Annotated in this window: 24 protein-coding genes; 15 read left to right on the top strand and 9 right to left on the bottom strand. The window is 32.1% G+C overall.

Translation table 11 applies throughout. The features are described 5' to 3' along the window. From Q0935_RS04735 to Q0935_RS04720, 4 genes are all read left to right on the top strand, one after another. On the top strand, positions 1 to 915 hold the full coding sequence (locus Q0935_RS04735; RefSeq protein ID WP_299382839.1) for a zinc ABC transporter substrate-binding protein: 915 nt from the start codon (positions 1 to 3) through the stop codon (positions 913 to 915). Positions 916 to 1,014: 99 nt separating this feature from the next. Continuing rightward, positions 1,015 to 1,752: a metal ABC transporter ATP-binding protein gene (locus Q0935_RS04730; protein WP_299248925.1), complete on the top strand. Its 738-nt coding sequence runs from the start codon at positions 1,015 to 1,017 to the stop codon at positions 1,750 to 1,752. A 142-nt stretch (positions 1,753 to 1,894) separates the two neighbouring features. Next, entirely contained in the window at positions 1,895 to 3,022 is a 1,128-nt protein-coding gene (locus Q0935_RS04725; RefSeq protein ID WP_299248929.1) for a metal ABC transporter permease, read from the top strand. Beyond that, complete coding sequence (locus Q0935_RS04720; RefSeq protein WP_299382836.1) at positions 3,015 to 4,175, top strand: metal ABC transporter permease; 1,161 nt, start codon at positions 3,015 to 3,017, stop codon at positions 4,173 to 4,175. The genes Q0935_RS04725 and Q0935_RS04720 overlap by 8 nt, the downstream gene beginning before the upstream one ends. A gap of 186 nt (positions 4,176 to 4,361) precedes the next feature. Here Q0935_RS04720 and pyk read toward each other — a convergent pair whose 3' ends face one another. The 5 genes from pyk to Q0935_RS04695 all read right to left on the bottom strand — a co-directional run bounded on the left by pyk (position 4,362) and on the right by Q0935_RS04695 (position 8,672). Next, positions 4,362 to 5,786, bottom strand: a complete 1,425-nt coding sequence (pyk, locus tag Q0935_RS04715) for a pyruvate kinase (protein ID WP_299248935.1) — start codon at positions 5,784 to 5,786, stop codon at positions 4,362 to 4,364. Beyond that, on the bottom strand, positions 5,786 to 6,274 hold the full coding sequence (locus Q0935_RS04710) for an IPExxxVDY family protein (protein ID WP_299382833.1): 489 nt from the start codon (positions 6,272 to 6,274) through the stop codon (positions 5,786 to 5,788). The genes pyk and Q0935_RS04710 overlap by 1 nt, the downstream gene beginning before the upstream one ends. Positions 6,275 to 6,424: 150 nt before the next feature. After that, positions 6,425 to 7,168 (bottom strand): ribonuclease III, encoded by a 744-nt coding sequence (gene rnc / locus Q0935_RS04705; RefSeq protein WP_299248941.1) that lies wholly within the window; start codon positions 7,166 to 7,168, stop codon positions 6,425 to 6,427. A gap of 7 nt (positions 7,169 to 7,175) precedes the next feature. Then, positions 7,176 to 8,426 (bottom strand): beta-ketoacyl-ACP synthase II, encoded by a 1,251-nt coding sequence (fabF, locus tag Q0935_RS04700; protein WP_055436280.1) that lies wholly within the window; start codon positions 8,424 to 8,426, stop codon positions 7,176 to 7,178. A gap of 12 nt (positions 8,427 to 8,438) precedes the next feature. Next, on the bottom strand, positions 8,439 to 8,672 hold the full coding sequence (locus Q0935_RS04695) for an acyl carrier protein (protein ID WP_013869581.1): 234 nt from the start codon (positions 8,670 to 8,672) through the stop codon (positions 8,439 to 8,441). A gap of 183 nt (positions 8,673 to 8,855) precedes the next feature. Between Q0935_RS04695 and Q0935_RS04690 the strand changes: the two genes are divergently transcribed. The 4 genes from Q0935_RS04690 to Q0935_RS04675 all read left to right on the top strand — a co-directional run bounded on the left by Q0935_RS04690 (position 8,856) and on the right by Q0935_RS04675 (position 13,167). Further along, positions 8,856 to 9,422 (top strand): phosphoribosylglycinamide formyltransferase, encoded by a 567-nt coding sequence (locus Q0935_RS04690; RefSeq protein ID WP_299382830.1) that lies wholly within the window; start codon positions 8,856 to 8,858, stop codon positions 9,420 to 9,422. 41 nt (positions 9,423 to 9,463) lie between these two features. Continuing rightward, the gene (locus Q0935_RS04685; protein ID WP_299248955.1) at positions 9,464 to 10,102 is read left to right on the top strand and encodes a ribonuclease H family protein; all 639 of its coding nucleotides are present in this window, start codon (positions 9,464 to 9,466) and stop codon (positions 10,100 to 10,102) included. 124 nt (positions 10,103 to 10,226) lie between these two features. Next, the gene (locus Q0935_RS04680; protein ID WP_299382827.1) at positions 10,227 to 11,156 is read left to right on the top strand and encodes a PfkB family carbohydrate kinase; all 930 of its coding nucleotides are present in this window, start codon (positions 10,227 to 10,229) and stop codon (positions 11,154 to 11,156) included. A 112-nt stretch (positions 11,157 to 11,268) separates the two neighbouring features. Further along, positions 11,269 to 13,167 (top strand): amidophosphoribosyltransferase, encoded by a 1,899-nt coding sequence (locus Q0935_RS04675; protein WP_299248961.1) that lies wholly within the window; start codon positions 11,269 to 11,271, stop codon positions 13,165 to 13,167. A 536-nt stretch (positions 13,168 to 13,703) separates the two neighbouring features. Here the strand turns inward: Q0935_RS04675 and Q0935_RS04670 are convergent. The 4 genes from Q0935_RS04670 to recA form a co-directional block, all read right to left on the bottom strand. After that, entirely contained in the window at positions 13,704 to 15,389 is a 1,686-nt protein-coding gene (locus Q0935_RS04670; protein WP_299382824.1) for a hypothetical protein, read from the bottom strand. Beyond that, positions 15,390 to 15,935: an RNA polymerase sigma factor gene (locus Q0935_RS04665; RefSeq protein WP_299382821.1), complete on the bottom strand. Its 546-nt coding sequence runs from the start codon at positions 15,933 to 15,935 to the stop codon at positions 15,390 to 15,392. 29 nt (positions 15,936 to 15,964) lie between these two features. After that, a complete protein-coding gene (locus tag Q0935_RS04660; RefSeq protein WP_299382819.1) occupies positions 15,965 to 16,369 on the bottom strand; it encodes a hypothetical protein in 405 nt (134 codons plus the stop codon). A 145-nt stretch (positions 16,370 to 16,514) separates the two neighbouring features. Next, entirely contained in the window at positions 16,515 to 17,522 is a 1,008-nt protein-coding gene (gene recA / locus Q0935_RS04655; protein WP_299248973.1) for a recombinase RecA, read from the bottom strand. A gap of 524 nt (positions 17,523 to 18,046) precedes the next feature. Between recA and Q0935_RS04650 the strand changes: the two genes are divergently transcribed. The 7 genes from Q0935_RS04650 (at position 18,047) to Q0935_RS04625 (ending at position 26,470) form a co-directional block, all read left to right on the top strand. After that, positions 18,047 to 19,114 carry a rhodanese-related sulfurtransferase gene (locus tag Q0935_RS04650; RefSeq protein ID WP_299248977.1) on the top strand — a complete coding sequence of 356 codons (1,068 nt, stop codon included), beginning with the start codon at positions 18,047 to 18,049 and terminating at the stop codon, positions 19,112 to 19,114. Between the two features lie 216 nt (positions 19,115 to 19,330). Next, on the top strand, positions 19,331 to 20,713 hold the full coding sequence (locus tag Q0935_RS04645; RefSeq protein WP_299248980.1) for a regulatory iron-sulfur-containing complex subunit RicT: 1,383 nt from the start codon (positions 19,331 to 19,333) through the stop codon (positions 20,711 to 20,713). Continuing rightward, a complete protein-coding gene (locus Q0935_RS04640) occupies positions 20,703 to 21,188 on the top strand; it encodes a gliding motility lipoprotein GldH (protein ID WP_299248983.1) in 486 nt (161 codons plus the stop codon). The genes Q0935_RS04645 and Q0935_RS04640 overlap by 11 nt, the downstream gene beginning before the upstream one ends. Before the next feature lie 82 nt (positions 21,189 to 21,270). Next, positions 21,271 to 23,628 (top strand): transglycosylase domain-containing protein, encoded by a 2,358-nt coding sequence (locus Q0935_RS04635; protein ID WP_299382815.1) that lies wholly within the window; start codon positions 21,271 to 21,273, stop codon positions 23,626 to 23,628. An 894-nt stretch (positions 23,629 to 24,522) separates the two neighbouring features. Continuing rightward, positions 24,523 to 24,987: a GLPGLI family protein gene (locus tag Q0935_RS15905; protein ID WP_367275010.1), complete on the top strand. Its 465-nt coding sequence runs from the start codon at positions 24,523 to 24,525 to the stop codon at positions 24,985 to 24,987. Between the two features lie 493 nt (positions 24,988 to 25,480). Continuing rightward, a complete protein-coding gene (locus Q0935_RS04630) occupies positions 25,481 to 25,708 on the top strand; it encodes a hypothetical protein (RefSeq protein WP_299382813.1) in 228 nt (75 codons plus the stop codon). A 72-nt stretch (positions 25,709 to 25,780) separates the two neighbouring features. Further along, the gene (locus Q0935_RS04625) at positions 25,781 to 26,470 is read left to right on the top strand and encodes a GLPGLI family protein (protein WP_299382810.1); all 690 of its coding nucleotides are present in this window, start codon (positions 25,781 to 25,783) and stop codon (positions 26,468 to 26,470) included. Positions 26,471 to 26,473 lie beyond the last annotated feature (3 nt).

The raw sequence follows: 26,473 nt of genomic DNA, 5'->3' as shown, positions 1-26,473 counted from the left end.
ATGAAAAAAAAGATAATAATATTAGTACTAACACTTATTGCATTCTCATGTAAAAACGATGCTAACCAAGATAATGGGAAATTAAACATTGTAACAACAACAACCATGATAACCGATTTGGTTAATAACATTGGTGGAGATTTAGTAAACATTCAAGGCTTAATGGGTAGTGGAGTAGATCCTCATTTATTTAAAGCAAGTGAAGGCGATGTGTCTAAATTAGTTAACGCAGATATTATTTTTTATAACGGTTTACATCTTGAAGGAAAGCTAGTTGAGGTTTTCGAGAAAATGGGAAGTAAAACTAAAAACACTGTAGAGCTTGGTGCAGCTTTAGATAAGTCGCAATTAATAGGATCGGAGTATTTTGCTTCAAATTACGATCCACATGTATGGTTTAATATTGCTTTTTTTAAGCAATTTGCTAAAAACGTAACTAAGGTTTTATCTGAAAAAGATCCAAAGAATGCTGCAAGTTTTTTAGAAAATGAAAAGCTATTTCTTCAAAAGTTAGAAGCTTTAGAGCAAAAGGTTTTAGCAACAATAGAAACACTTCCAAAAGAAAAAAGAATATTAGTTACAGCACATGATGCCTTTAATTACTTCGGAAAAAATTATGGTTTTAATGTTGTTGGACTACAGGGATTAAGTACTGCAACGGAAGCTGGAGTTCAAGATGTTCAAAAATTAGCTACCTTTATAATAGAAAATAAAGTGAAAGCAATCTTTGTAGAAAGTTCTGTGCCTAAGCGTACTATTGAAGCATTACAAGCAGCTGTAAAATCTAAAGGTCACGATGTTGTTATTGGTGGTACTTTGTTTTCTGATGCATTAGGAAATGCAGGAACTGTAGAAGGAACTTATGTAGGAATGTTTGAATATAATGTGAATACTATTGTAAATGCCTTAAAATAAGTTGACAGTGAGTAGTCTTCAGTTGGCAGTGCATACCCAATTGTAAAAAAGCATGAGTAAATGTCATTCAGAGCGTAGCGAAGAATCTAAACGAAAAACATGAAACAAAAAATAGCTGTAAAAGTAGACGATTTAACAGTAGCTTATAACTACAAACCAGTACTTTGGGATATCGATTTAGAAATTCCAGAAGGTGTTTTAATGGCTATTGTTGGACCAAATGGTGCTGGGAAATCAACACTTATAAAATCTATTCTCGGTATTTTAAAACCTATTGCAGGAAGTGTTACTATTTATGGGAAGCCTTACGAAAAGCAAAGACAATTAGTTGCTTATGTACCACAAAAAGGGAGTGTAGATTGGGATTTTCCAACTACAGCTTTAGATGTGGTGATGATGGGAACTTATGGTAGTTTAGGTTGGATTAAAAGACCAAGACAAAAAGAGAAAAAAGCAGCTTTAGAGGCTTTAGAGAAAGTAGGGATGTTGGCTTTTAAGGGCAGGCAAATAAGTCAGTTATCTGGTGGGCAACAACAGCGTATTTTCTTAGCACGTGCTTTAGTACAAAACGCATCTATTTACTTTATGGATGAACCGTTTCAAGGTGTAGACGCTACAACCGAAATAGCAATTATCAATATTTTAAAAGAATTAAGAAAAGCTGGTAAAACAGTAATTGTTGTGCATCACGATTTACAAACGGTTCCAGAATATTTTGATTGGGTAACGTTTTTAAATGTAAAGAAAATTGCTACAGGACCAGTTAAGGATATATTTAACGATGATAACTTAACAAAAACCTATGGTATTAACTTTAAAGTAAGTGTTCAAGAGTAAGAAAGTTGACAGTGAGCAGTCAACAGTTAGCAGTATTTACTCGGTTAAAAATAGAATAGTTAATATGTTATTCAGAGCGTAGCGAAGAATTTCATTAACTAAAATAATAAAATAGATTCCTGTCTTCGCAGGAATGACAAAAATGGACATAACAGAATATTTTTCATTAGTCTTTAGTGACTACACATTAAGAACCATCACACTTGGTACAGCTGTTTTAGGAGCTGTAACAGGAATGCTTGGTAGTTTTGCTGTACTAAGAAAGCAAAGTTTACTTGGAGATGCCATTTCTCATGCAGCTTTACCAGGAATTGCAATTGCCTTTTTAATTACTGGAGCAAAAGACACTAACACATTGCTTTTAGGAGCTTTAGTTAGTGGTTTAATTGGTACATTTTGGATTAAAAGTATTGTAAAGAAAACACATTTAAAAAGTGATACAGCTTTAGGTTTAATTTTATCGCTGTTTTTTGGTTTTGGTATGTTATTATTAACGTTCATTCAAAAACAGCCAAATGCAAATCAAGCAGGATTGGATAAATATCTTTTTGGTCAAGCAGCAACTTTAGTAGAAAGTGATGTTTGGTTAATGGTAATTGTAACCGGTTTGTGCTTATTTGTTCTGTTGTTGTTTTGGAAAGAGTTTAAACTTTTATTGTTTGATGCTGATTATACTAAAACCTTAGGATTCAATACTAAATTTATAGACATATTAATTACAAGTTTTATTGTGCTAGCTATTGTTTTAGGTTTGCAAACAGTTGGTGTTGTTTTAATGAGTGCTATGCTTTTGGCGCCTGCTGCGGCGGCAAGACAATGGACAAATAGTTTAGCGACGATGGTATTTTTAGCTGCAATTTTTGGTGCTTTTTCAGGTGTTTTTGGTACAGCAATTAGTGCAAGTCAAACGAATTTATCCACAGGACCAGTAATTGTATTGGTGGCTTCGGTTTTTGTTTTGTTTTCGTTTGTGTTTTCTCCAAGTCGTGGTTTACTATTTAAGCAAATTCGATTTATTAAAAACAGACGCGATTTAGAGCTTCATAAAACACTTGCTTTTATGCATCATATTGCAGAAACACATGAGAATATTTCGCATCCTCATGCTATTAAATTATTAAATAATTTTCAAGGTTACACACGTTCTACACTTCAAAAATTAGTAGAAAAAAACTATGTGGAACTGAAAGGTAATATGTGGAGTTTAACTGAAGTGGGTTTCGAAACTGCTGAAAATTTATACACTAAACAATCTACAGAAGATGAATAACGCTCAAATTGAAATACAGCTTATTGCAAGTTTGGTAGCCATTGCTTGTGCAATTCCAGGTACGTTTTTAGTGTTACGTAAAATGGCGATGATAAGCGATGCGATAAGTCATTCTATACTTCCAGGTATTGTAATAGGTTTCTTTATTACTCAAGATTTAAATTCACCATTATTAATTTTATTTGCTGCTTTTACAGGAATTATAACAGTTGTTTTGGTGGAGTATATTCAAAAAACAGGATTAGTAAAAGAGGATACTGCTATTGGTTTAGTGTTTCCTGCACTGTTTAGTATTGGTGTAATTTTAATTGCAAAGAATGCTAACGATGTGCATTTAGATGTAGATGCAGTTCTTTTGGGAGAATTGGCTTTTGCACCTTTCGATAGGTTGTTAATTGCTGGTGTAGATGTTGGCCCGAAAGCTTTATGGATTATTGGTGTTATTTTATTAATTACAGTAACACTTCTTATAGCTTTTTTCAAGGAATTAAAAGTGAGTACGTTTGATGCTGGTTTAGCTGCTTCTTTAGGGTTTTCTCCTGTTGTTATCCATTATGGGCTAATGAGTGTGGCTTCGGTTACAACTGTTGGTGCTTTTGATGCTGTAGGAGCTATTTTAGTGGTCGCTCTTATGATTGCGCCTGCTGCTGCTGCCTATTTGTTAACTACAGATTTAAAGAAGATGTTAGGGCTTGCTATCACTTTTGGCGTGTTGAGTGCTATTTCTGGTTATTGGTTTGCACATTGGTTAGATGCTTCTATTGCAGGTTCTATTACAACCATGTTAGGTTTACTATTTTTAATTGTGTATTTATTTGCGCCTAGTAAAGGAGTTATTGCTGTAATGTATCGCGAAAAACAACAACGTATTGAGGTTTCTCTATTAACGTTTTTGCTGCATTTAAAAAATCATAATGAGTTAGAAGAAAGACATGTTAATCATTTACGCGAACATATTAATTGGCAGAAAGTAAGAGCTAAAACAGTTTTGGAGCTTGCGCTGAAAAATAATATGATTGTGGTAGATAAAAATATTGTCTCCCTTACCGACAAAGGTGATACGTTTACTTCTAAAGCAATAGATTATATCATTACTAATGAAGATACACAGATTGAAGACATGAAAGATGATTTCTTTTTGTTTAGAGGATAATATTTTTGCATAAAAAAACCAGCTACATTCCTGTAACTGGTTTTAATTTATATTTACTGTCCTTAGTCACTCTATAGTGATTGCTCACTTAATTTATTTAGGAAGAAATCGTGATTGCTTCTTAGTGTAAGCACGATCTATAGGTAATGCCCAAAAATAGATTCTTCGCTACGCTCTTAACTACAATTAAATTTCTGTAATACGTAAAGTATTTACCATTCCTTTTTCTTGAATTGGCATGGCTGCTAAACTTACTAGCATGTCTCCTTTTTCTAAATAACCCATTTCTTGAGCCATTTTGTTTACGTCTTCTATAGTTTCGTCTGTACTTACAAATTTGTCGTAAAAGAAAGCTTTAACTCCCCAAAGCAAGTTAAGTTGCGTTAAAATACGTCTGTTTGATGTAAATACAAGGATATGAGATTTTGGTCTCCAAGCCGAAATTTGAAATGCCGTATAACCACTATTTGTTAGTGTAGAGATTCCTTTTGCGTCGATTTCGTTTGCCATGTGCGCTGCGTGATAACAAATAGATTTTGTTATGTAACGCTTGGTTCTAATTGTTGGTGGTTCGTGAGGTACATTAATTAAATCACTATTTTCAACACTACGAATAATGTCTGCCATTTGCTTGATTACTTGCACTGGGTATTTACCAACACTAGTTTCGCCAGATAACATTACTGCATCTGCACCATCCATTACAGAGTTTGCAACATCGTTAACTTCTGCACGTGTTGGCGTAAGGCTATCGATCATTGTTTCCATCATTTGTGTAGCAATAATTACTGGTATTCTAGCACGTTTTGCGCGTAATACTAATTGCTTTTGTACTAATGGTACTTCTTCTGCAGGAATTTCTACTCCTAAATCTCCACGAGCAACCATTAAACCATCGCAATAAGCAACAATTTTATCGATGTTTGCAACACCTTCTGGTTTTTCTATTTTAGCAATAATTGGAATTTTATGGTCACTATGCTCTTTTATAAGTTCTTGTAATACCATTAAATCTTCGGCATGACGCACGAATGATAATGCCATCCAATCTACTTTTAATTCGCAAGCATATTTTGCATCTGCAATATCTTTTTCGGTTAAAGCAGGCTGAGAAATATTTGTGTTTGGAAGGTTTACACCTTTTTTAGAACGTAATGGTCCACCTTGTATAACTTTAGCTTTTACTTCTGATACTTTATCTGAAGAAATTACTTCGAAAATTAATTTACCATCGTCTAAAAGAATACGTTCTCCTGCTTTAGCATCTTGAGGAAACTTATCGTAAGTCATGTAAACACGTTCTTTTGTGCCTTCAAAACGTTCTCCAGTTGCGAAAATAATTTCGTCTCCTGGTTGTACATATACTTCACCTTTCATTACACCAACACGTAATTTAGGGCCTTGTAAATCTGCTAAAATAGAAGCGTTGTAACCAAATTCATCATTAAGTTCACGTATCATTTGTACGCGCTCTTTTACATCATCATAATCTGCATGTGAGAAATTTATTCTAAAAACATTAGCACCTTCGTCTAACATACCTTTTAAAACTTCTTTGCTACTTGTCGCAGGACCTAAGGTCGCTACTATTTTGGTTTTCTTTCTTAACATTAGTTGAATATTAGTTGATCTTTAGATTTTAAGCTTTCAGGAGCTATACTGTAAGCTGTAATAACTTGATCTATTTTTAGTATTTTTTCTAAAATGAGTTTTTCTTTTTTAAAATTTAACTCATTATTAATCTTTAACAAGTAATTGGCCTTGCTAAACTCTGGCACCAAATGGTGCGTTTTTGTTACAGTTGGATTAAAACTAAATAGTGAATCTGTATTGTTATCTGTTTGACTTGTAGTCACTTTACAAGTGTTAGATACTAAATTCCAAGTTTTAAATTGTGTATCATCCTGCCATTCGAAAATAGAAAAAGCTGTTTTATTATTGTTATTATCGATATCATTGTCTTGCCTAACTAGTTTTAATTCTAAAACTTTGTTAAGTAAGTAAGCTAAGCGATAATCTTCAATAGTGCAATGAATACCAATAAGTGAGAAGTCTTCTTCTTCTAAAAAATCATCTAAAACGAGTTTTTTAATTGCCATATTGATACTAACTTTTCTTTGACAGAAATGTAAATATAGTATTTAAAATGGTTTGAAGTGGCTTATTTTAGTGAATCTTAACAAGAACATAACACGAAAACGTTATAGTTCACTTTTAATTTATTTTGAAGTAAGAAAAGTAGTAATAACTTATGAAAAAGCTTTCGAAATTTGATTTTGAAACACAAAAAAAGCACGTTTTGAAGCTTTTTCTTCTGCTTTCTTTTTAGAAGTTGCTCTACCTTTTGATACTATTTTATCGTCTATAGATAGTTTTACAGAAAAATGACGAATATTATCGTTACCGGTATCTTCGTAAACATTATAATCGAAAGTCTTTTTTTCTTTTTGGCACCATTCTATTAATAAAGATTTATAACTAATAACCTTTCCTTCAAGCTGTTCTATATCTACAAAAGGTGTAATAACACGTTTGTAAATAAATTTCTCACAAGCTTTATAGTTACCATCTAAATAAATGGCTCCTACTAAAGATTCGAATAAATTACCATGAATATTATCACCAAACTGCCCTTTAGGAATTTTACTTTCCACAAGATCTATAAGCTTTAAGTCGCGACCAAGTTCGTTTAAATGCTCTCTACTAACAATTTTAGAACGCATTTTGGTTAAATAACCTTCGTCTCCACTAGGCACTTCAATATATAAGTGATGCGCAATTACAGAACTTAGCATAGCATCACCTAAAAACTCCAAACGCTCATAATTTATAATATGTCCGTTATCGTTTTTTATATTCATAGAACGATGTGTAAACGCTGTTTTAAAGTGTTTAATCGTTTTGGGCTTATAGCCTATAATTTCTGAAATGGTTGTAAAGAATTCTCCTTTTTCTTTTTTAGATTTTGAGAATATGTTTCGAATTCTTTTCATTAAAGGTTTAATCTAACTTTTTAAATAATACACAAGCATTATGTCCGCCAAAACCAAAAGTATTACTCATCGCGACTTTAATTTCACGTTTTTGAGGATGGTTAAGCGTTAAGTTTAGACTAGGATCTATTCTTTCGTCAACAACTGTATGGTTAATTGTTGGAGGCACGATACCATGTTCCATTGCTAAAATAGATGCAATAGACTCAATAGCACCAGCTGCACCTAATAAGTGACCAGTCATTGATTTTGTAGAATTGATATTGATGTTTTTAGCGTGATCACCAAAAACTTCAGTAATGGCTTTAAGTTCTGCAACATCACCAAGTGGTGTAGATGTTCCATGTGTATTAATGTGGTCTACATCTTCAGGTTTTAAACCGGCGTTTTCAAGACAGTTTTTCATAACTGCAATAACACCTATTCCTTCTGGATGTGGAGCTGTCATGTGGTAAGCATCACTAGACATACCGCCACCTAATACTTCGGCATAAATTTTTGCGCCTCTTGCCTTAGCGTGCTCATATTCTTCAAGAATAATTGCACCTGCACCTTCACCTAAAACAAAACCATCTCTAGTTCCATCAAAAGGTCTTGAAGCTGTTTCTGGGCTTTCATTTCTTGTAGATAATGCATGCATAGCATTAAATCCGCCCATTCCTGCAATAGTTACAGCGGCTTCACTACCACCTGTAACAATAACATCGCAATGTCCTAAACGAATATAATTTAAAGCATCTATCATTGCGTTAGCAGATGATGCGCAAGCAGATACAGTTGTATAGTTAGGTCCCATAAATCCATTTTTAATAGATATGTTTCCTGGTGCAATATCTGCAATCATTTTTGGGATAAAGAATGGATTAAATCTTGGTGTTCCATCTCCAGCTGCAAAGTTTAATACTTCGTTCTGGAACGTTTCCAATCCTCCAATTCCTGCTCCCCAAATAACACCAACTCTTAATTTGTTGATGGTATCTAAATTAAGGTTCGAGTCCGCAATAGCCTCATCAGATGCGACCATTGCGTACTGCGTGAACCTGTCCATTTTTCGCGCCTCTTTTCTATCTAGAAAATCGGTTGCGACAAAGTTTTTTAACTCACAAGCGAATTTTGTTTTAAACTTTTCAGTATCAAAATACGTAATAGGCGCAGCACCACTTTTACCTTTAAGTAGGGCATCCCAATATTCATCTTTGGTGTTTCCAATAGGTGTAAGTGCTCCTAGACCTGTAACTACAACTCGCTTTAGTTCCATAAATATTAGTGCTTATTTTGCAGCTTCAATGTATGATACAGCTTGACCAACTGTTGCTATGTTCTCTGCTTGATCGTCTGGAATTTGGATATCGAATTCTTTTTCGAATTCCATAATTAATTCAACTGTGTCTAATGAATCTGCTCCTAGGTCGTTCGTGAAGCTAGCTTCAGTTACAACTTCGTTTTCATCAACACCTAATTTGTCTACGATTATCGCTTTTACTCTTGATGCAATGTCTGACATAATTTTAATTTTTTTTAGTTTTAATTAAGAGGCAAAAATAAAAAACTTTATTTTAAAACCGATCTTTCTATTAAAAAAGACTCCGAAAGTTAATAATTTATTTCGAGGAATTTCTGTTTTAGCCCGTAATTGTTAATAATTATTCTTTTTTTTGTTTGAAGATTTAACATTGAATTCTAAAAAATGAAACGTGTAGTAATTTTTGCGTCCGGAAGCGGAAGTAATGCTGAAAATTTAATAAGGTTTTTTCAAAATAGCGACAATGCGTCTGTTATTCAAGTATTAACTAACAATCCGCGTGCCAAAGTTTTGGATCGCTGTAAAAAACTGAAAGTTAGCGCCTTATCATTTAATAAAATTGCCTTTACTGAAACAGAAGATGTGCTTAATATATTGAAATCTGCTAATCCAGACCTAATAGTTCTTGCTGGTTTTCTATGGAAATTCCCAGAAAACATTCTAAGACATTTCCCTAATAAAGTAATAAATGTGCATCCTGCTTTACTTCCAAAATTTGGAGGAAAAGGCATGTATGGAATGCATGTTCATGAAGCCGTTGTTCGTGAAAAAGAAATTGAAACAGGCATAACAATTCATTACGTAAATGAACATTATGACGAAGGTGCAATCATTTTTCAAGCAAAATGTAAGGTTTTAACTACGGATAATGCAGAAGATATCGCTAGTAAGATACATGAATTGGAAATGAAACATTTTCCTGAGGTTGTAAATGATTTATTGATTTCATAAAACAAATAAATAAGATTTCTATTTTCACGGAAACGTAAGAGATGAGTAAAAAGAAAAAATATTATACTGTTTGGAAAGGACATAAAACTGGTGTTTTTAAATCTTGGAAAGATTGTAAAATTCAGATAAAAAACTACGACGGTGCCCAATACAAATCTTTTGCAACTGAAGATGCAGCAAACGAAGCTTTAAATGGAAATTATTTCGATTTTATAGGAAAAAACAAAAGCTTTAAAACAGAATTGTCTGCAGAGGAACTTAAAAAAATAGGTAAACCTAATTATAATTCTATTGCTGTAGATGCTGCTTCAAGTGGGAATCCAGGAATTATGGAATACCGTGGTGTTGATACAAAATCTAAAAAACAACTATTTATTCAAGGCCCATTTGCTCAAGGCACTAATAATATTGGTGAGTTTTTAGCCTTAGTTCATGGTTTAAGCTTTCTTAAAAAACACGATAGCGATCGTATTTTATATACAGATTCTAGAACAGCTATGAGTTGGGTGCGAAAAAAAACATGCAATTCTAAATTAAAGCGTACCGCAAAAAACAAACCTGTTTACGATCTAGTAGATAGAGCGGTGATTTGGCTAAAAGAGAATGACTACAAAACTACTATAGTAAAATGGGAAACTAAAGCTTGGGGAGAAATACCTGCAGACTTTGGGAGAAAGTAAATAGTACTAGTCTTTATTATATATAGATTAAAAATAAATTTTTATTCAACTTTATTCCGAAAGGAAATAGTAAAAACAGCGACTAAAAAACCTATATTTGCACTTTAATTTTTAAGAACGCTTTATGAGCAAATTAGTAATAGTTGGTACGGTAGCTTTTGATGCTATTGAGACACCATTTGGTAAAACCGATAAAATTCTTGGAGGAGCAGCAACCTATATTGGTTTATCTGCATCAAATTTTGATAACGTAGATTCTGCTGCAGTATCTGTAGTAGGAGGCGATTTTCCAAAGGAATATTTAGATCTTTTAACCGATAGAAAAATAGATACCGAAGGTATAGAAATTGTAAAAGACGGTAAAACTTTCTTTTGGAGTGGGAAATACCATAACGATATGAATACTCGAGATACTTTAGCAACAGAGCTAAACGTATTGGAGCATTTTACTCCAGTAGTTCCTGAAACATATAAGGATGCTGATATTGTAATGCTTGGTAACTTACATCCATTAACACAGCAAAGTGTTTTAGATCAAATGTCTAAAAAACCTAAATTGGCTATTTTAGATACTATGAATTTCTGGATGGATATTGCTATGGACGATTTAAAAGCAGTATTAAAAAACGTAGATGTTATTACCATTAACGATGAAGAAGCTCGCCAATTATCTGGAGAGTATTCTTTAGTGAATGCTGCAAAGAAAATTCACGAAATGGGGCCACAGTATGTAGTTATTAAAAAAGGAGAGCATGGCGCTTTACTATTTAATAATGGAGATATGTTTTATGCACCAGCTTTACCTTTAGCAGAAGTTTTTGATCCAACAGGAGCAGGAGACACATTTGCAGGTGGTTTTTCTGGATATCTTGCTAAAACAGGAAACATCTCTTTCGAGAATATGAAAAATGCAGTAATATACGGTTCTGCTCTTGCATCCTTTTGCGTAGAGAAGTTTGGTACAGAACGTATGCTAACTTTAACAGATGCAGAAATCTTCGAGCGCTTACAGCAATTCAAGGATTTAACGCAATTCGAAATAGAATTAAAATAAAATTAAAACGCGCTCAAAACTGAGTGCGTTTTTTATTTCATATAATTTAATAAACATTATTTTTTACAATATTTTTGTAAATTAACATACAACTCTCAACAACACAACAACAATGAGTGATGCTTTAAAACACGAGTGCGGAATTGCACATATTAGGCTTTTAAAACCATTAGAATTTTATAAAGAAAAATACGGAAGCGCTTTTTACGGAGTGAATAAGATGTATTTACTAATGGAGAAACAGCATAACCGTGGGCAAGATGGTGCAGGATTTGCCAGTATTAAATTAGATACAAAACCTGGAGAACGCTATATTAGTAGAGTACGTTCTATCGAGCAGCAACCAATTCAGGATATTTTTGCTCAAATTAATGAACGTATTAATAATGAGTTAGAAGCTCATCCTGAGTACGGTGATGATGTAGCTTTACAAAAGCAAAATATACCATACATTGGTGAAGTACTTTTAGGTCACGTGCGTTATGGTACTTTTGGAAAAAACAGTGTAGAAAGTGTACATCCTTTTTTACGTCAAAACAATTGGCAGCATAGAAATTTAATTCTAGCAGGTAACTTTAACATGACTAATGTAAAAGAGTTATTTAGTAGTTTGGTAGAACTTGGGCAACATCCAAAAGAATACACAGATACTATTACCATTATGGAGAAAATAGGACATTTTCTTGATGATGCTGTTAGTAAAATTTATAAGACATTAAAAAAAGAAGGTTACAAAAAAAGCGAATGCTCTCCATTAATTGCAGAGCGCTTAAATGTTGCTAAAATACTTAGAAGAGCTGCTAAAAACTGGGATGGTGGTTATGCAATGGCAGGAATGTTAGGGCATGGTGATAGTTTTGTTTTAAGAGATCCTTCTGGTATTCGTCCGGCTTATTATTATAAGGATGATGAGGTTGTTGTAGTAGCTTCAGAGCGACCAGTTATTCAAACTGTATTTAATGTAGAGTTTGATGATGTAAAGGAATTAGATCCAGGACATGCTATTATTACTAAAAAATCAGGAGAAGTTTCAATCAAGAAAATTTTAGAGCCTTTAGAACGTAAAGCTTGTTCTTTTGAACGTGTCTATTTTTCTCGTGGTAGTGATGCAGAAATTTACCAAGAACGTAAAATGCTTGGAAGGCTATTAATGCCAGAGGTATTAAAAGCGATTGGTAATGATACCGCTAATTCTGTGTTTTCTTATATTCCAAATACAGCTGAAACATCGTTCTACGGAATGATTGAAACTGTTGAAGAACATCTTAACGAGCGAAAAACACAAGCTATTTTAAATGGTAATGGTAAGCTAGCAAAGCAGCAGGTTATCGATATTTTAAAAGAAAGACCGCGTATAGAGAAAATAGCAATTAAGGATGTTAAACTAAGAACGTTTATTACAGAAGATAGTAGTAGAGACGACCTAGTTGCACACGTTTACGATGTTACTTATGGTGTAATTAAGCGTACAGATAATCTTGTTATTATTGATGATAGTATTGTTCGTGGTACTACATTAAAGAAGAGTATTATTAAAATGATGGATAGATTACATCCTAAAAAAATAGTAGTAGTTTCTTCTGCACCGCAAATTCGTTTTCCAGATTGTTATGGTATTGATATGGCAAATTTAGAAACGTTGGTAGCTTTTAATGCGGCCTTAGAGTTGTTAAAGGATAATAATAAATACGATTTAGTAGAAGAAGTTTATCATAAGTGTAAAGCGCAAGTAGATTTACCAGATAAGGATGTGAAGAATTTTGTAAATGAAATTTACAATCAATTTACACCAGAGGAAATTTCAGCTAAAATATCTCAATTATTAAGTGATGAGTCTGTAAATGCAGAGGTGGAAATTATTTTTCAATCTGTAGAGAATTTACATAAGGCTTGTCCTAAGAATTTAGGAGATTGGTACTTTACAGGAGATTATCCAACAGTAGGAGGTAATCGAGTAGTTAATAGAGCCTTTATAAACTTTTTCGAAGGAAACAAAGAGCGTGCCTATTAAAGGAGTGTTTCGCTTTAACTAACTTTAGTGCTTTTAATCTAAAAGATTTCCTAGGTAACTATCTTTAGTATACATTTATAATACCATAACATAAGTAGGTTAAGTTCATGGTAGATTTGGGGCAAAAAAGGTGAACTCTCGTTCACCTTTTTTCATGTCTTATTGTTTCTTTTTAGTTATTATTGAGATTATATCTTATTGATAATCAATTTATTCGACGGCTTCAATTAGGTGCTATTCATCAGATATATGTGCCATTTATCTAAAAAAATAATTTTATTACAAACACTTCGTTATATTTGAGCTTACCATAACATAAGTAGGTTAAGTTCATGGTAGATTTGGGGCAAAAAAGGTGAACTCTCGTTCACCTTTTTTATTTGCCAAAAATTGAGATTTCGAAGTGTTTTTAATAATGACTTATTTGTATTATAAAAAAAGCTGTTCTTGGCATAGAACAGCTTTTAAATAATTATTGATGATCAATTATAATTGAGATACTAGGTATTAGTTTAACCAACTAAATAACTTAAAAATTAAAATTTATAACTGATACCAGTATATACACCAATAATATATGGTTTAAAATTCCCTGAGGTTTCATTATAAGCATTAATTTGATACTTAAAAGTAGGAGTAAAACTAAACTTAACAGTATTATTAAATTTGTAATCTATTCCTATTCCAGCATTTGCACTAAAGCTTATATTGTTAATGTTATTTGCCTCACCAATTTTATTTTTTCTACCTTCTACTTCTGTTACAACTTCATTATCATTTAAAACGAAGGTGCTAAAACCACCAATTAAATTTAATCCAAAACGTTTTTCTACAACTGTATACTCAAGTTCTAATGGTACTTCTACATAGCTTAATCGTTGACTTAATGCTGCATTTAAGTTGTCGTTAATAACACCGCTAATTTGTTGTACAGAAAAACTATTTGTACTTAATACAGATATATTTTGGCCATTACTAGTTGGTACAAAATTTATATTACGCATAGGAGAGCTGTTAGGAGTATTGCTAACATTCTCGTAAATAATTACGTTTGCGGTATCGTAACTTAAGTTTAATTTATTAATACCAGAACGTATTTTTAATTTATTGTTTAGGGCATAACCAATATTAATACCATAACTAGTATTAATCTCTCCATTTTTAGGATTGTCGATAAATTGATCATGAATGTGAGAGCCTTTGCCAAGAGTATTATAGTAAACAGGTGCAATATTTGCGTTTACAGACCACCTGTTTACATTTTCTTCTTCCTCTTCATCAAGATCTTCATTCTTGGCAAGAGCCTCTTCGATAGCGTTAGACGAGTTTGCGCTGTCTGGGTCTACCATTTTTTCTTCTTCTTCTTCTTCTTCTTTCTTTTTACTATCTGTTGATGCAACTGTTGTGTTAGAGGTTGCAATATTATTTCCTAAACCATCTAATGCTTTAGTGTTTATTTCATTTTTATTATCAGCTACACGAGTATTATTTGTAGTCGTGTTCTTAGAATTATTACTGTTTATAACAGTGTTTTTTGTAACTGTATTGCTGTTCTTAAAATTAGTTTCATTACTGTTATAAGTAGTGTTGTTCTTATTATTTAGAGTGTTATTTTGTGCATACTTTTGCGTATTGCTCACGGAGTTTGTAATATTTTCTTTTCCTGAATTACCTACAATGTTATTCCTATTAGTGTTGGCGTTATTTTTATTTGCTAGAGAGGTATTGTTTCTTTCTTTAGAATTGTTATCAGTGTTATATGATTGAGAACTTAGATTGTTACTTCTTTCTTTATTTATTTTTGATGTATTATTATCTAAACTAATTTTGTTTGACGTAGCTATTGCGTTGTTTTTTAATTTGTTTTCGTTGCTAACTTTGCTGTCTATGTATTTCTTGTGTTTAGTTACAACAGATTCGTTTGTGGTGGTTTTAACCTTGTTATGTTTTTTTGTATTATTGTTCTTGTTGGTGTCAATAACCGTTGTATTAGTGTTTTTTATGTTTTCGTTAGAAAACAATAAGTTTCCAACCGCAAAGAGTAAAACTAATACAGCAGCTGCTCCTGCAAGTCGTAACCAAATAGGAAATTTTGTTTTGGTTTCTTCTTTTGGTTGTTCTATTTTATTTTGAATATTATCCCAAATATTAGCATTTGGTTTAACTTCAAAATCCTTAAACTTTTCTTGAAAAAGTCTATCTATATGTTTTTTATCACTCATTTATAAAGATTGAGAATGTAGTCTCGTTTTATATTCAGTTATTTTATCTTTTAAAATATGTCTAGCTCTAGCTAAGTTAGATTTTGACGTTCCGGTTGTTATTTTAAGCATTTCTGCTACATCTTGATGCGAATAACCATCCATTACATAAAGGTTGAATACTAGCCGATAACGGTCTGGTAATTCTTGAATAATTTGTAATAAATAATCTATCGAAATGTTATCTTCATCTTCAATTGTTATAGCTTCATCTTCAATTAAATCTTCGTTTACAATATCAAAAACACCTTGCGTTCTATAGCACTGTAGTGCTGTGTTTATAGTAACTCGTTTTAACCAGCCTTCAAAAGAACCTTTGTTTTTATATTGCCCTATTTTTTTAAAAATAGTAATAAAAGCATCTTGTAAATTATCTTCAGCTTCAGCATAATTCCTTGAATACTTCAAGCATAAAGAAAACAATTTACTCGAAAAGAGTTTATATAATTCACTTTGTGCTTTAGCATCATTAATCTTACAATTATGTATGAGTTTGTCTAAGCTCAAAATCAATTACACGTTTTAATTAGTATTTATTATAATACAGGAACTTCTATTGTTAGGTAAATGTCTTCATCGTTATCATCTTTACCTTGCCAAAATTTAAAAATATAAGAGCCTTCTTCTGTTGCTTTAAAATTAAAAGACGCTTCTAGTTCGGTTCCCAAATCTGTACAATTACCATTGCTTTGAAAAACTGTACCAATTATAACAACTGTTCTTTCGTTATTATGCTTTTTATATATAATATCATTAAAGGCATGACAAGTTGTAGGTCTTAGATATGTAAGGTTAATTTCGTAAATTTCACCTAATACAAACGCGTTTGGTAATACAGCCGTTTCAATAGGCATTGGGTCTTGATAGGTAACAAGAGAATCATCATTTACACTACACGAAAAAGTCACTAAACCAATTAATAAAATAAGGATTTTTTTCATTTTTAAATTTCGTGTTTTAATATGTGTGTTTTTATGTAGATGTATAAAAGTCTGAAAGGTTGCGTCTAAAAACAAAAAAATCCCGAAAACTTTCGGGATTTTAATTAATATACTTAAAAATAGTAATAAAAAACAGGATACAATTCTATTGCATATCGTCTTTAATTGCTTGTTTTATTTTTTGTTCAAGTTCATCAAAAAGCTCAGGATTGTCTTTTATTATTGCTTTTACAGCATCTCTACCTTGACCTAATTTTGTGTCTCCATAGCTAAACCAAGAACCTGCTTTTTTAACAATCTCTTTTTCTACTGCTACATCTAGTATCTCACCTACTTTACTAATACCTTCTCCGTACATAATATCGAATTCGGCAAGTTTAAAAGGAGGAGCTACTTTGTTTTTAACAACTTTAACTCTGGTTTTATTACCAAGAACTCCACCATCTGTGTTTTTTATTTGAGTAGAACGTCTAATATCTAAACGAACAGATGCGTAAAATTTTAAAGCATTACCACCAGTTGTTGTTTCAGGATTACCAAACATAACACCAATTTTTTCACGTAATTGGTTAATGAAGATTACTGTACAATTGGTTTTACTAATAGAACCTGTTAGTTTTCTTAAGGCCTGAGACATTAAACGTGCATGAAGTCCCATTTTACTATCACCCATTTCACCTTCAATTTCGCTTTTTGGTGTTAATGCAGCTACAGAATCTATTACTACAATATCAATAGCTCCAGAACGAATTAAATTATCTGCAATCTCTAATGCTTGTTCACCATTATCTGGTTGAGAAATAATTAAGTTATCTATATCTACACCAAGTTTCTCTGCATAGAAACGATCGAAAGCATGCTCTGCATCAATAAAGGCTGCAATTCCACCTGCTTTTTGAGCCTCAGCAATGGCATGTAATGTTAATGTTGTTTTACCAGAAGATTCTGGTCCATATATTTCAATAACACGACCTCTTGGGTATCCACCAACGCCTAAGGCGATGTCTAAACCTAGAGATCCAGAAGGTATTGCTTCAATATCTACTACTGCAGCATCACTCATTTTCATTACCGTTCCTTTTCCGTAAGCTTTGTCTAATTTATCTAAAGTTAGCTTTAGTGCCTTTAGTTTTGCGTCTTTTTCACTGCTCATAGTATGTTTTTTTAGCTTTTATTCGTGCTAAAATACTACTTTTTTAATCTTTTTTTTAATTTCTCACGCAACCTTTTAAACATTTTTGCATCTATTAATAAAGGTGGGAAAGTTTTGGCTATGAAAAAGAAAAATTAACCTCATTTTTTAGGAGTTCATGTCTAATTTGTAAATGTAACAGCATGAAATATTTAAAAAAAGTATTAACATCAAATGCATTAGGCGTTTCAGTCTCTGTCTTATTAAACAGTAGCTGTAAAGCCGATGGAGGTTAACTCGTTTGTTTTTTAGAAATAAAAAATTAATAACGAGTTAGTCTATTAAAAGTCCTTTGCAAAGCGCAAAGGATTTTTTTTTGTTTAAGATTTAGAAATACATGTATATATAAAATGTATTAAAATTTCATTTTATACAATCAAACTTGGTAATATAATTTAAATCAATACCTTTGTGGCTTAACCTCAAAACACTTCCTCTTTAGGTAGTTAGTTGAGAATTCTTTAACCTTAAAAACTAAGTATAGCATGCAACTGTACAACAAATTAAGCGCCAAAGAAAGGGCAGAGCTTATAGAAGAAGCTGGAAAAGACCGTTTAACATTATCGTTTTACGCTTATGCCCAAATTGGCAATCCACAACAATTACGAGATAGTTTATTTATTAAATGGGATAGTTTAGACGTTTTAGGACGTATTTACGTAGCCCAAGAAGGTATTAATGCACAATTATCTCTACCAGCAGAAAATTTTGAAGCATTTAAAAACCATTTAGATAGTATAGATTTTTTAAACGGAATTAGATTAAACATTGCTGTAGAGCAAGATAATATGTCTTTTTTAAAGCTTAAAGTAAAAGTAAGAGACAAAATTGTTGCAGATGGTTTAAATGATGAAACGTTTGATGTAACAGATAAAGGTGTTCATCTTTCTGCTAAAGATTTTAATGCTATGTTGGCAAACCCAAATACGGTTTGTGTGGATATGAGAAATCATTACGAAAGCGAAATTGGTCATTTTGATGGAGCTGTAACACCAGATGTAGATACATTTCGAGAAAGTTTAGATATTATTGAAGCCGATTTACGCGAACATAAAGAAGAAAAAAATCTTTTAATGTATTGCACAGGTGGAATACGTTGCGAAAAAGCAAGTGCATACTACAAGCATAAAGGTTTTAAAAACGTATACCAGCTTGAAGGCGGAATTATAGAGTATACAAGACAGGTAAATGCAGACGGTATTGAAAATAAATTTATTGGAAAAAACTTTGTTTTTGATGATAGACGTGCCGAAAAAATAAGTGACGACGTAATTGCTAAATGCCACCAATGTGGAGATCCATTCGATATTCATACCAATTGTGCAAACGATGCTTGCCATTTGTTATTTTTACAATGTGATGCCTGTAAGGAGGAAATGAATAATTGTTGCTCAACAACCTGTCAAGAAATTCACGCTTTGCCTTTTGAAGAACAAAAAGAATTAAGAAAAGGACAAGGAAATAGTAACGATATCTTTAAAAAAGGAAGAGCAGACCATTTGCCGTATAAAAAAGATTTAAGAAACATTTTCGAAACCTTTAAAAAAGACTAATACATTCAATGTTTTAGATATAAACCTGAGAAAGCTTTCTCAGGTTTTTTTATATTTTATAAGTCATAATAATAATCTTATCTTTACCGTTAGATTTTATTGTAAGCTGATAGCAGAATATTTCAGCTTCAATTAAAATATTATTAATCGTCTTCTGATGTTTTAATCTAACTTTTATTAAGTGGTAAAACATTCAGAATCAATATATCTACACATATGGCTTGCGCTAGTTGCACAACTAAAGACGGCTCACCTAAGGGCTGCAAAAATAATGGTACTTGTGGTACAGACAGTTGTAATAAGTTAACCGTCTTCGATTGGTTAGCAAATATGTCTATTCCTAACGGAGAAAAACCTTTCGATTTTGTTGAGGTTCGTTTTAAAAACGGAAGAAAACATTACTATAAAAATACAGAGAATTTAACATTAGCCATTGGAGACATTGTAGCTACTCAGGCACAATCTGGTCACGATATTGGTATGGTAACCTTAACCGGTGAATTGGTTCGCGTACAAATGAAACGCAAAAAAATCAATGAAAAGCCAGAAGATGTTCTTAAAATATACAGAAAAGCGTCTCAAAAAGATATAGATATTTGGAGCGATGCACGTGATAAAGAAGAGCCAATGAAGGTTCGCGCACGACAATATGCTATCGAGTTAAAGCTTCACATGAAAATCTCTGATATAGAATTTCAGGGAGATGCTAGTAAAGCAACATTTTATTATACTGCCGAAGAACGTGTAGATTTTAGAGATTTAATTAAAGTTTTTGCTCGTGAGTTTAGAACGCGTATAGAAATGAAACAAGTTGGCTTTAGACAAGAAGCTTCAAGACTTGGTGGTATAGGTTCTTGTGGTCGCGAATTATGTTGTTCTACGTGGTTAACAGATTTTAGATCTGTAAGCACTAGTGCAGCACGTTACCAACAATTATCTTTAAATCCTCAAAAATTAGCAGGACAATGTGGTAAGTTAAAATGCTGTTTAAATTACGAGTTAGATTCGTATCAAGATGCTTTAAAAGCATTCCCAAAAACAGATATTAAATTATACACAGAAAAAGGAACTGCGGTTTGCCAGAAAACAGATATTTTTCAAGGTCACATGTGGTATGCTTATGAAGGCGAATGGATGAATTGGCACAAAATTACCACAGACCAAGCCAGAGAAATTATTGATATCAACAGAAAAAAAGAAAAAGTTGCGAGCCTTGAAGAATATGCATCAGAGCTAGAAGAAGAAGTAGCTGTAGCTTTCGAAAATGTGGTTGGTCAAGATAGTTTAACACGTTTCGATGGTCCAAAAGGCAATAAAAAACGTAAAAACAATAAGAGCCGTAATCGCAATAAGAGTAATAACACAAATAGTACAGATAAAAAGCCTCAAAGTGGGCAGCAAAATAAACCAAAACCTAAGCCTAGGCCAAATCCTCAGGCTAAATCGAAACCAAAGCCAAAGCCAAAACCGAGACCAAATCCTCAAGCTAAGTCAGAAGCAAAGCCAAGACCTAAACCAAAACCGAGGCCTAAACCAAGACCTAGACCAGAAAGTAAGTCTCAAAACAAGCCACAAAATAGAGATAAGGATGCAAAATAAATTGTTTTATTGTTTTTTATTATTGTCTTTACTTTTAGTGTCTTGCGACACTAAAAGTGTGTTCGATAATTATGAAACTGTTCCAGAAGTATGGAATAAAGATAAAACCATAAGCTTTAAAGTGAGTCCTCCAGACTCAACAAAAGCCTATGATTTGTTTGTTAATTTACGCAATACCAACGCATATAAATACAATAATCTTTTTTTGATTGTTGAAATGAATTTCCCTCACGGAAAAAGAATTGTCGACACATTAGAATATAAAATGGCGAAGCCAAATGGTGAGTTTTTAGGAGAAGGACTGTCTAGTGTAAAAGAAAATAAATTGTGGTATAAAGAAGGCGTTGTGTTTAGTGAAACAGGCGAGTATACAGTAAATATAAAACACGCTATGCGTGAGAATGGAGAGGTTAATGGTATTGCTAATTTAGAAGGTATTACAGACATTGGCTTTAGAATAGAAAAAACAGAATAAAATAAAGGCTTCTAGCGTTTTGTATTAAACACAACGGTAATAGCACACATAATAACTTTAAATACATTAGGCACTTATTTAAATGGCAAAGAAAAACACAAAAACAAAAGAAACACAAGATCATCAAGGCTTCGAAAAATACGTTCGTTGGTTTTGGATGTTATTTTTAGGAGGTATCCTATCTGTAGCATTATTGTTTTTATTAGCTTCTTGGAGTGTATTTGGTGAATTACCAGATTACACGCAGTTGGAAAACCCTAAAACAAACTTAGCAACAGAGATTGTTTCTAGCGATGGTAAAACATTAGGTAAATTTTATTTCGATGATAATAGAACACCAGTAAAATATGAAGACTTATCTAAAAGTTTAATCGACGCATTAATAGCAACGGAAGATGCACGTTTTCATGAGCACTCTGGTATAGATGCAAGAGGAACATTAAGAGCTATAGTTTATCTTGGTTCTAAAGGTGGAGCAAGTACGGTGTCTCAACAATTATCTAGACAACTGTTTGTAGGTGTAGCTTCTAAAAATATTTTTGAAAGAATTACTCAAAAAGCACAAGAATGGGTAATAACTACAAAATTAGAACGCCAGTACACTAAGGAAGAGATTATTACTCAATATTTTAATATTTACGATTTTGGTAACAATGGAGATGGTATTCGTTCTGCTTCAAACATTTATTTCGATAAAGAACCAAGTGAGTTAAGTATTAAAGAAGCAGCAATGTTGGTTGGGATGTTTAAAAATTCATCTTTATATAACCCAAGAAGAAACCCAGTTGGTGTAAAAAACAGAAGGAATGTTGTTTTATCCCAAATGGAAAAATACGGTTACATTACAGAAGAGGTTAAAGATTCACTTCAAAAAACAGAATTAGATTTAAAATATTCACCACAATCTCACAGAGATGGTACAGCTACATACTTTAGAGAGTATTTAAGGAGCTGGATGAAAGATTGGGCAAACGATAAAGCGAATAGAAAGCCAGACGGTAAGAAATACAATATTAATAGCGATGGTTTAAAAGTATTTGTAACCATAGATTCTCGTATGCAAAAATATGCAGAAACAGCAGTTGGTAGACATATGCCTAGATTACAAGCAGAATTTTTTAATCAAAATACACCAGAACGTAATCCTACAGCTCCATTTTTAGATTTAGATAAATCTGAAGTAGAAAAACTCTTAAAAGATGGGATGAGAAGAGGTGAGCGTTGGAGAATACTTAAAAAGCAAGGAAAAAGTAATAAGGAAATAGAAGCGTCGTTTGAAAAACCAACAAAAATGACTGTTTTTAAATGGGTAGATGGTAAAGCTAGTGAAGTAGATACTATCATGAAGCCTATAGATTCTATGCGTTACTATAAATCATTTTTACGTACAGGGATGATGAGTATGGATCCACAAACAGGACATGTAAAAGCATGGGTTGGTGGTATGAATTATAGACATTTTCAATACGATATGGTAAAGCAAGGTAAGCGACAAGTAGGTTCTACCTTTAAGCCATTTGTTTATGCAACTGCTATAGATCAATTACACATGTCACCTTGCGATAAGTTACCATTATCTCAAATAACAATTGAGGCTAATAAATATGGTAATCCAGAACCATGGTCGCCTGGCAATGAAGGAGGTGGTTATGGAGGTGAAAAAACACTTAAAGAAGCATTAGCAAAATCGGTTAACACTATTACAGCGCGTTTAATGGATAAAGTAGGGCCACAGCCAGTTGTAGATTTAGCTAGACGTTTAGGTATTACTTCAGAAATTCCAGAGGTACCATCTATTGCTTTAGGAACTCCAGATATTAGTGTTTACGAAATGGTTGGAGCATATTCTGCTTTTGCAAATCAAGGTGTTTATACTAAACCAGTAATGATTGAGCGTATTGAAGATAAAAACGGAACCGTTTTATACCAATTTACACCAGAAACTAGAGATGTTTTAAGTGCAGAGTCTGCCTATGTAACTGTTAAGCTAATGGAAGGTGTTACTCAAAGTGGATCTGGAGCTAGATTACGTAGAACATGGATGCCAAAAACAGGCGTTTATCCAGAAATTATTACAGGATATCCGTATGCGTTTAAAAACCCAATAGCAGGAAAAACAGGAACAACACAAAACCAAAGTGACGGTTGGTTTATGGGTATGGTTCCAAATTTAGTAACAGGTGTTTGGGTTGGTGCAGAAGATAGAGCAGCACACTTTAAGAGTGTAACATATGGTCAAGGAGCAGCAATGGCACTACCTATTTGGGGAATGTATATGAAAAGTTGCTACGAAGACGAAGCCTTAGAAGTTTCTACAAAAGCCTTCGAGAAACCTAAAGATTTATCTATAGAAGTAGATTGTGATAAATACCAAGAAGATAATCCTGATGGAGATAACGATACACCAACAGAAGCAATTCCTGATGGTCTAGAGTTATAGATTATAATTTATTTAGCAATTCGTTTTGCTTAAAAATTTACAAGCCATTCTTTTACAGGATGGCTTTTTTATTATATTAAAAATCGTGTTTTCATAAAATTACGGTTTTTACCGTAACGTAAATTGACTAAAAACATGCATATTCGATAAAGTGCACATAAACGCCTATAAAAACTTGTGTGGCTTGTTATTTTTTTTTAGGTTTAAAAAGTATTCAATATTAGTCTGAGATTTAAGAAGCCTCAAATTAATAGAGAATAGGGTTGCAACACAATAACCTGCGCAGGTTTATTTTTCAATAATACAGCTTCTTAAAAAATGCTTCTAGATTCTTAAATTTTATTAACCAACCAGTAAAAACTAAAAAACTGGTTTAAAATTTAAATTATGAAAAAATTACAAAAAGGATTTGCTGTATTTGCAGTTTCAATGTTTATGATGAGTATGGCTTCGAGCAATCAATTTTTAAAGAAAAAAGACTGTTGGTAAATAGCAGATATTACTCAAGCAGCATATGAAGACGCTATGGTAAACAATAACCAGATTCCAACTCATTTAGAATCTTATAATGTTTGGGAAGCAGCATATTTAGGCTGTATTTAAAATACAAAAAGCACAATAAGTATAATTTATTGTCACTATTTCTTTAAATAATTATGTTATGAAATTAAAAATAAACATCTTCATTTTACTGTTTTTTTTAACAAGTTTGTTATACAGTCAAGTTGGAAACGCCTACTACAAAAAGCAGCTTTCTTTAGATACGAATCACTCTGACAATGCTTACATGAAAAAAGCATTAAGTAGTTTAGAAAACAGTGAATATAAGCTATCGTTTAATGAGTCAGGATCTTTGTATAGTAAAGTGAAGAATATGGATTTAAATATAGCCCAATAGCTCAAGCATTCCTTAAAGGTATATCAGGGTTTGATGGAGAGGTTTATTTTAATAAAAAAAAGAATAAAAATCTTCACAAAAGAGAATTTGCTGGAGGTAATTATCTTATAAAAAAAAATGAGATTAAATGGATTTTATCAAAAGACACTTTAAATATTGATAGATACACATGCTACAAAGCATCAACAACTCGAATTATTGAAAATCAAGAAGGAAAACATAAATTAAAAGTTACGGCTTGGTATGCTCCACAAATTCCATTACCATATGGTCCAGATGGATATTGCGGTTTACCAGGATTAATTCTTCAATTAGATAATAACGGAACAACAACTTCTTTAAAAAAAATAGAGTTTTCTAATAAAAATTTAAATATTGATTTTATACCAACAGGCAAAGAAATGTCAGAAGATGAATTTAAAAAGAGAGTTTCAGAAATTTACAAAAACAGAAAAAACTAATAACAAAACTTGTATCGATTAAGTGTCTATAAAATTTTCCTTAAACGCCCAAAACATAACCGTTTCTGGCGTAGTGCAAGACAGCCTAAAAACACCATTAGATTACGCTAATATTCTAGCCGTACCAGAAAGTGATTAGCTATTTACATAATTAAAAATATTACAAAATGTATATTCTAAAACCAACATTTAACACCAATTACGGTTTTTACCGTAATACAAATTGACTAAAAATTCATATTTTCGATAAAATGCACAAAAACTCCTATAAAAATTTGTGAGGTTGCTCCTTTTTTTTTTTTTTAGGTTTACAAAGTATTCAATATTAGTTTGAGAATTAAGAAGCCTCAAATTAATAGAGAATATGGTTGCAACTTAATAACCTGCGCAGGTTTATTTTTCAATAATACAGCTTCTTAAAAAATGCTTCTTAGCTTCTTAAATTTTATTAACCAACCAGTAAAAACTAAAAACTGGTGTAAAATTTTAAATTATGAAAAAATTAAATAAATTTTTCGGAGTATTTGCTGTGACATTACTTTTGATGAGTATGAGTTCTAGTTCAATCAATCTTTTAAAAAAGAATATTGATTGTTTTGAAATTGCAGATATTAACGCAAATGATGTAGCTTGTGAAGTAGAAGAACTGACTGGACATGCATCTACACATGCGGAATGGTATGATACATGGCTTGTTTTTTATGATGCTTGTATGAATTAGTTCTAAATTTTTAAAAGCATATTAATTAAATAATTAGTATGCTTTTTATCAAAATCAAAATCAAAATCAAAAATGAAAAAATCTTTTTTATTTTTTATATTATTATTAGTTAATTTTATTTCTGCTCAGAATCATCAGGTTCATATAAATTATAACCTAAAATTAGATAACAAGAGTAACTCTAGTTCTACAGAGCTCTCTAGAGCATTTGAAAGTCAAAAATTTAAACTTTTTGCTTCAAGGTCACAAAGTTTATTTTTTGGAATAAAAAAAATAAGTAATGAAATTACTAAGGCTGAAAAAATAGCAAGTATATATACAAGAAGTAATGATAAATTTTATATTGATTCTAAAAAAACAATATTAGAAAAAGAAGTATCAGGAAAAATTTATCTAATAGAAAAAAAGAGAAATTTTATTAAGTGGAAAATTACAAAAGAAAATAGGAAAATTGGAAATTACATTTGTTTTAAAGCTACTGGAGTATTATCAAAGAAAAATTATAAAGATGAGAAGGTCAAAACAGATATTATTGCTTGGTATTGCCCTGAAATTAACTATTCTATTGGTCCTTTAGGTTATGACGGTTTGCCAGGAGCTATTTTAGAACTACAAATTGCAAAAATTAAATATTACGCTACTAAAGTCATTTTTGTTAAAGAAGATTTAGAAAAAATTAAAGAGCCATCAAAAGGAGAGAGAATGACGGAAGATGAATTTGAAGAATTTAATAAAAAAAAGTATCAAGACAGAAAATCTTAACTT

The organism is uncultured Lacinutrix sp. (assembly GCF_947500605.1).
In the GTDB taxonomy this organism is placed as follows: domain Bacteria; phylum Bacteroidota; class Bacteroidia; order Flavobacteriales; family Flavobacteriaceae; genus Lacinutrix.
Note: the sequence above shows the minus strand (reverse complement) of the source record. Positions and strands in the feature narration are given on the sequence as shown.

Coding starts and splice junctions, on each gene's coding strand:
- Q0935_RS04625 (WP_299382810.1), top strand. CDS start 25,781: ATGAAAAAATCTTTTTTATTTTTTATATTATTATTAGTTAATTTTATT.
- Q0935_RS04735 (WP_299382839.1), top strand. CDS start 1: ATGAAAAAAAAGATAATAATATTAGTACTAACACTTATTGCATTCTCA.
- Q0935_RS04675 (WP_299248961.1), top strand. CDS start 11,269: ATGAGTGATGCTTTAAAACACGAGTGCGGAATTGCACATATTAGGCTT.
- Q0935_RS04635 (WP_299382815.1), top strand. CDS start 21,271: ATGGCAAAGAAAAACACAAAAACAAAAGAAACACAAGATCATCAAGGC.
- Q0935_RS04680 (WP_299382827.1), top strand. CDS start 10,227: ATGAGCAAATTAGTAATAGTTGGTACGGTAGCTTTTGATGCTATTGAG.
- Q0935_RS04725 (WP_299248929.1), top strand. CDS start 1,895: ATGGACATAACAGAATATTTTTCATTAGTCTTTAGTGACTACACATTA.
- Q0935_RS04695 (WP_013869581.1), bottom strand. CDS start 8,672: ATGTCAGACATTGCATCAAGAGTAAAAGCGATAATCGTAGACAAATTA.
- pyk (WP_299248935.1), bottom strand. CDS start 5,786: ATGTTAAGAAAGAAAACCAAAATAGTAGCGACCTTAGGTCCTGCGACA.
- Q0935_RS04685 (WP_299248955.1), top strand. CDS start 9,464: ATGAGTAAAAAGAAAAAATATTATACTGTTTGGAAAGGACATAAAACT.
- Q0935_RS04660 (WP_299382819.1), bottom strand. CDS start 16,369: ATGAAAAAAATCCTTATTTTATTAATTGGTTTAGTGACTTTTTCGTGT.
- Q0935_RS04670 (WP_299382824.1), bottom strand. CDS start 15,389: ATGAGTGATAAAAAACATATAGATAGACTTTTTCAAGAAAAGTTTAAG.
- Q0935_RS04730 (WP_299248925.1), top strand. CDS start 1,015: ATGAAACAAAAAATAGCTGTAAAAGTAGACGATTTAACAGTAGCTTAT.
- Q0935_RS04630 (WP_299382813.1), top strand. CDS start 25,481: ATGAAAAAATTAAATAAATTTTTCGGAGTATTTGCTGTGACATTACTT.
- Q0935_RS04710 (WP_299382833.1), bottom strand. CDS start 6,274: ATGGCAATTAAAAAACTCGTTTTAGATGATTTTTTAGAAGAAGAAGAC.
- Q0935_RS04720 (WP_299382836.1), top strand. CDS start 3,015: ATGAATAACGCTCAAATTGAAATACAGCTTATTGCAAGTTTGGTAGCC.
- rnc (WP_299248941.1), bottom strand. CDS start 7,168: ATGAAAAGAATTCGAAACATATTCTCAAAATCTAAAAAAGAAAAAGGA.
- Q0935_RS04690 (WP_299382830.1), top strand. CDS start 8,856: ATGAAACGTGTAGTAATTTTTGCGTCCGGAAGCGGAAGTAATGCTGAA.
- Q0935_RS04650 (WP_299248977.1), top strand. CDS start 18,047: ATGCAACTGTACAACAAATTAAGCGCCAAAGAAAGGGCAGAGCTTATA.
- Q0935_RS04640 (WP_299248983.1), top strand. CDS start 20,703: ATGCAAAATAAATTGTTTTATTGTTTTTTATTATTGTCTTTACTTTTA.
- recA (WP_299248973.1), bottom strand. CDS start 17,522: ATGAGCAGTGAAAAAGACGCAAAACTAAAGGCACTAAAGCTAACTTTA.
- Q0935_RS04645 (WP_299248980.1), top strand. CDS start 19,331: ATGGCTTGCGCTAGTTGCACAACTAAAGACGGCTCACCTAAGGGCTGC.
- fabF (WP_055436280.1), bottom strand. CDS start 8,426: ATGGAACTAAAGCGAGTTGTAGTTACAGGTCTAGGAGCACTTACACCT.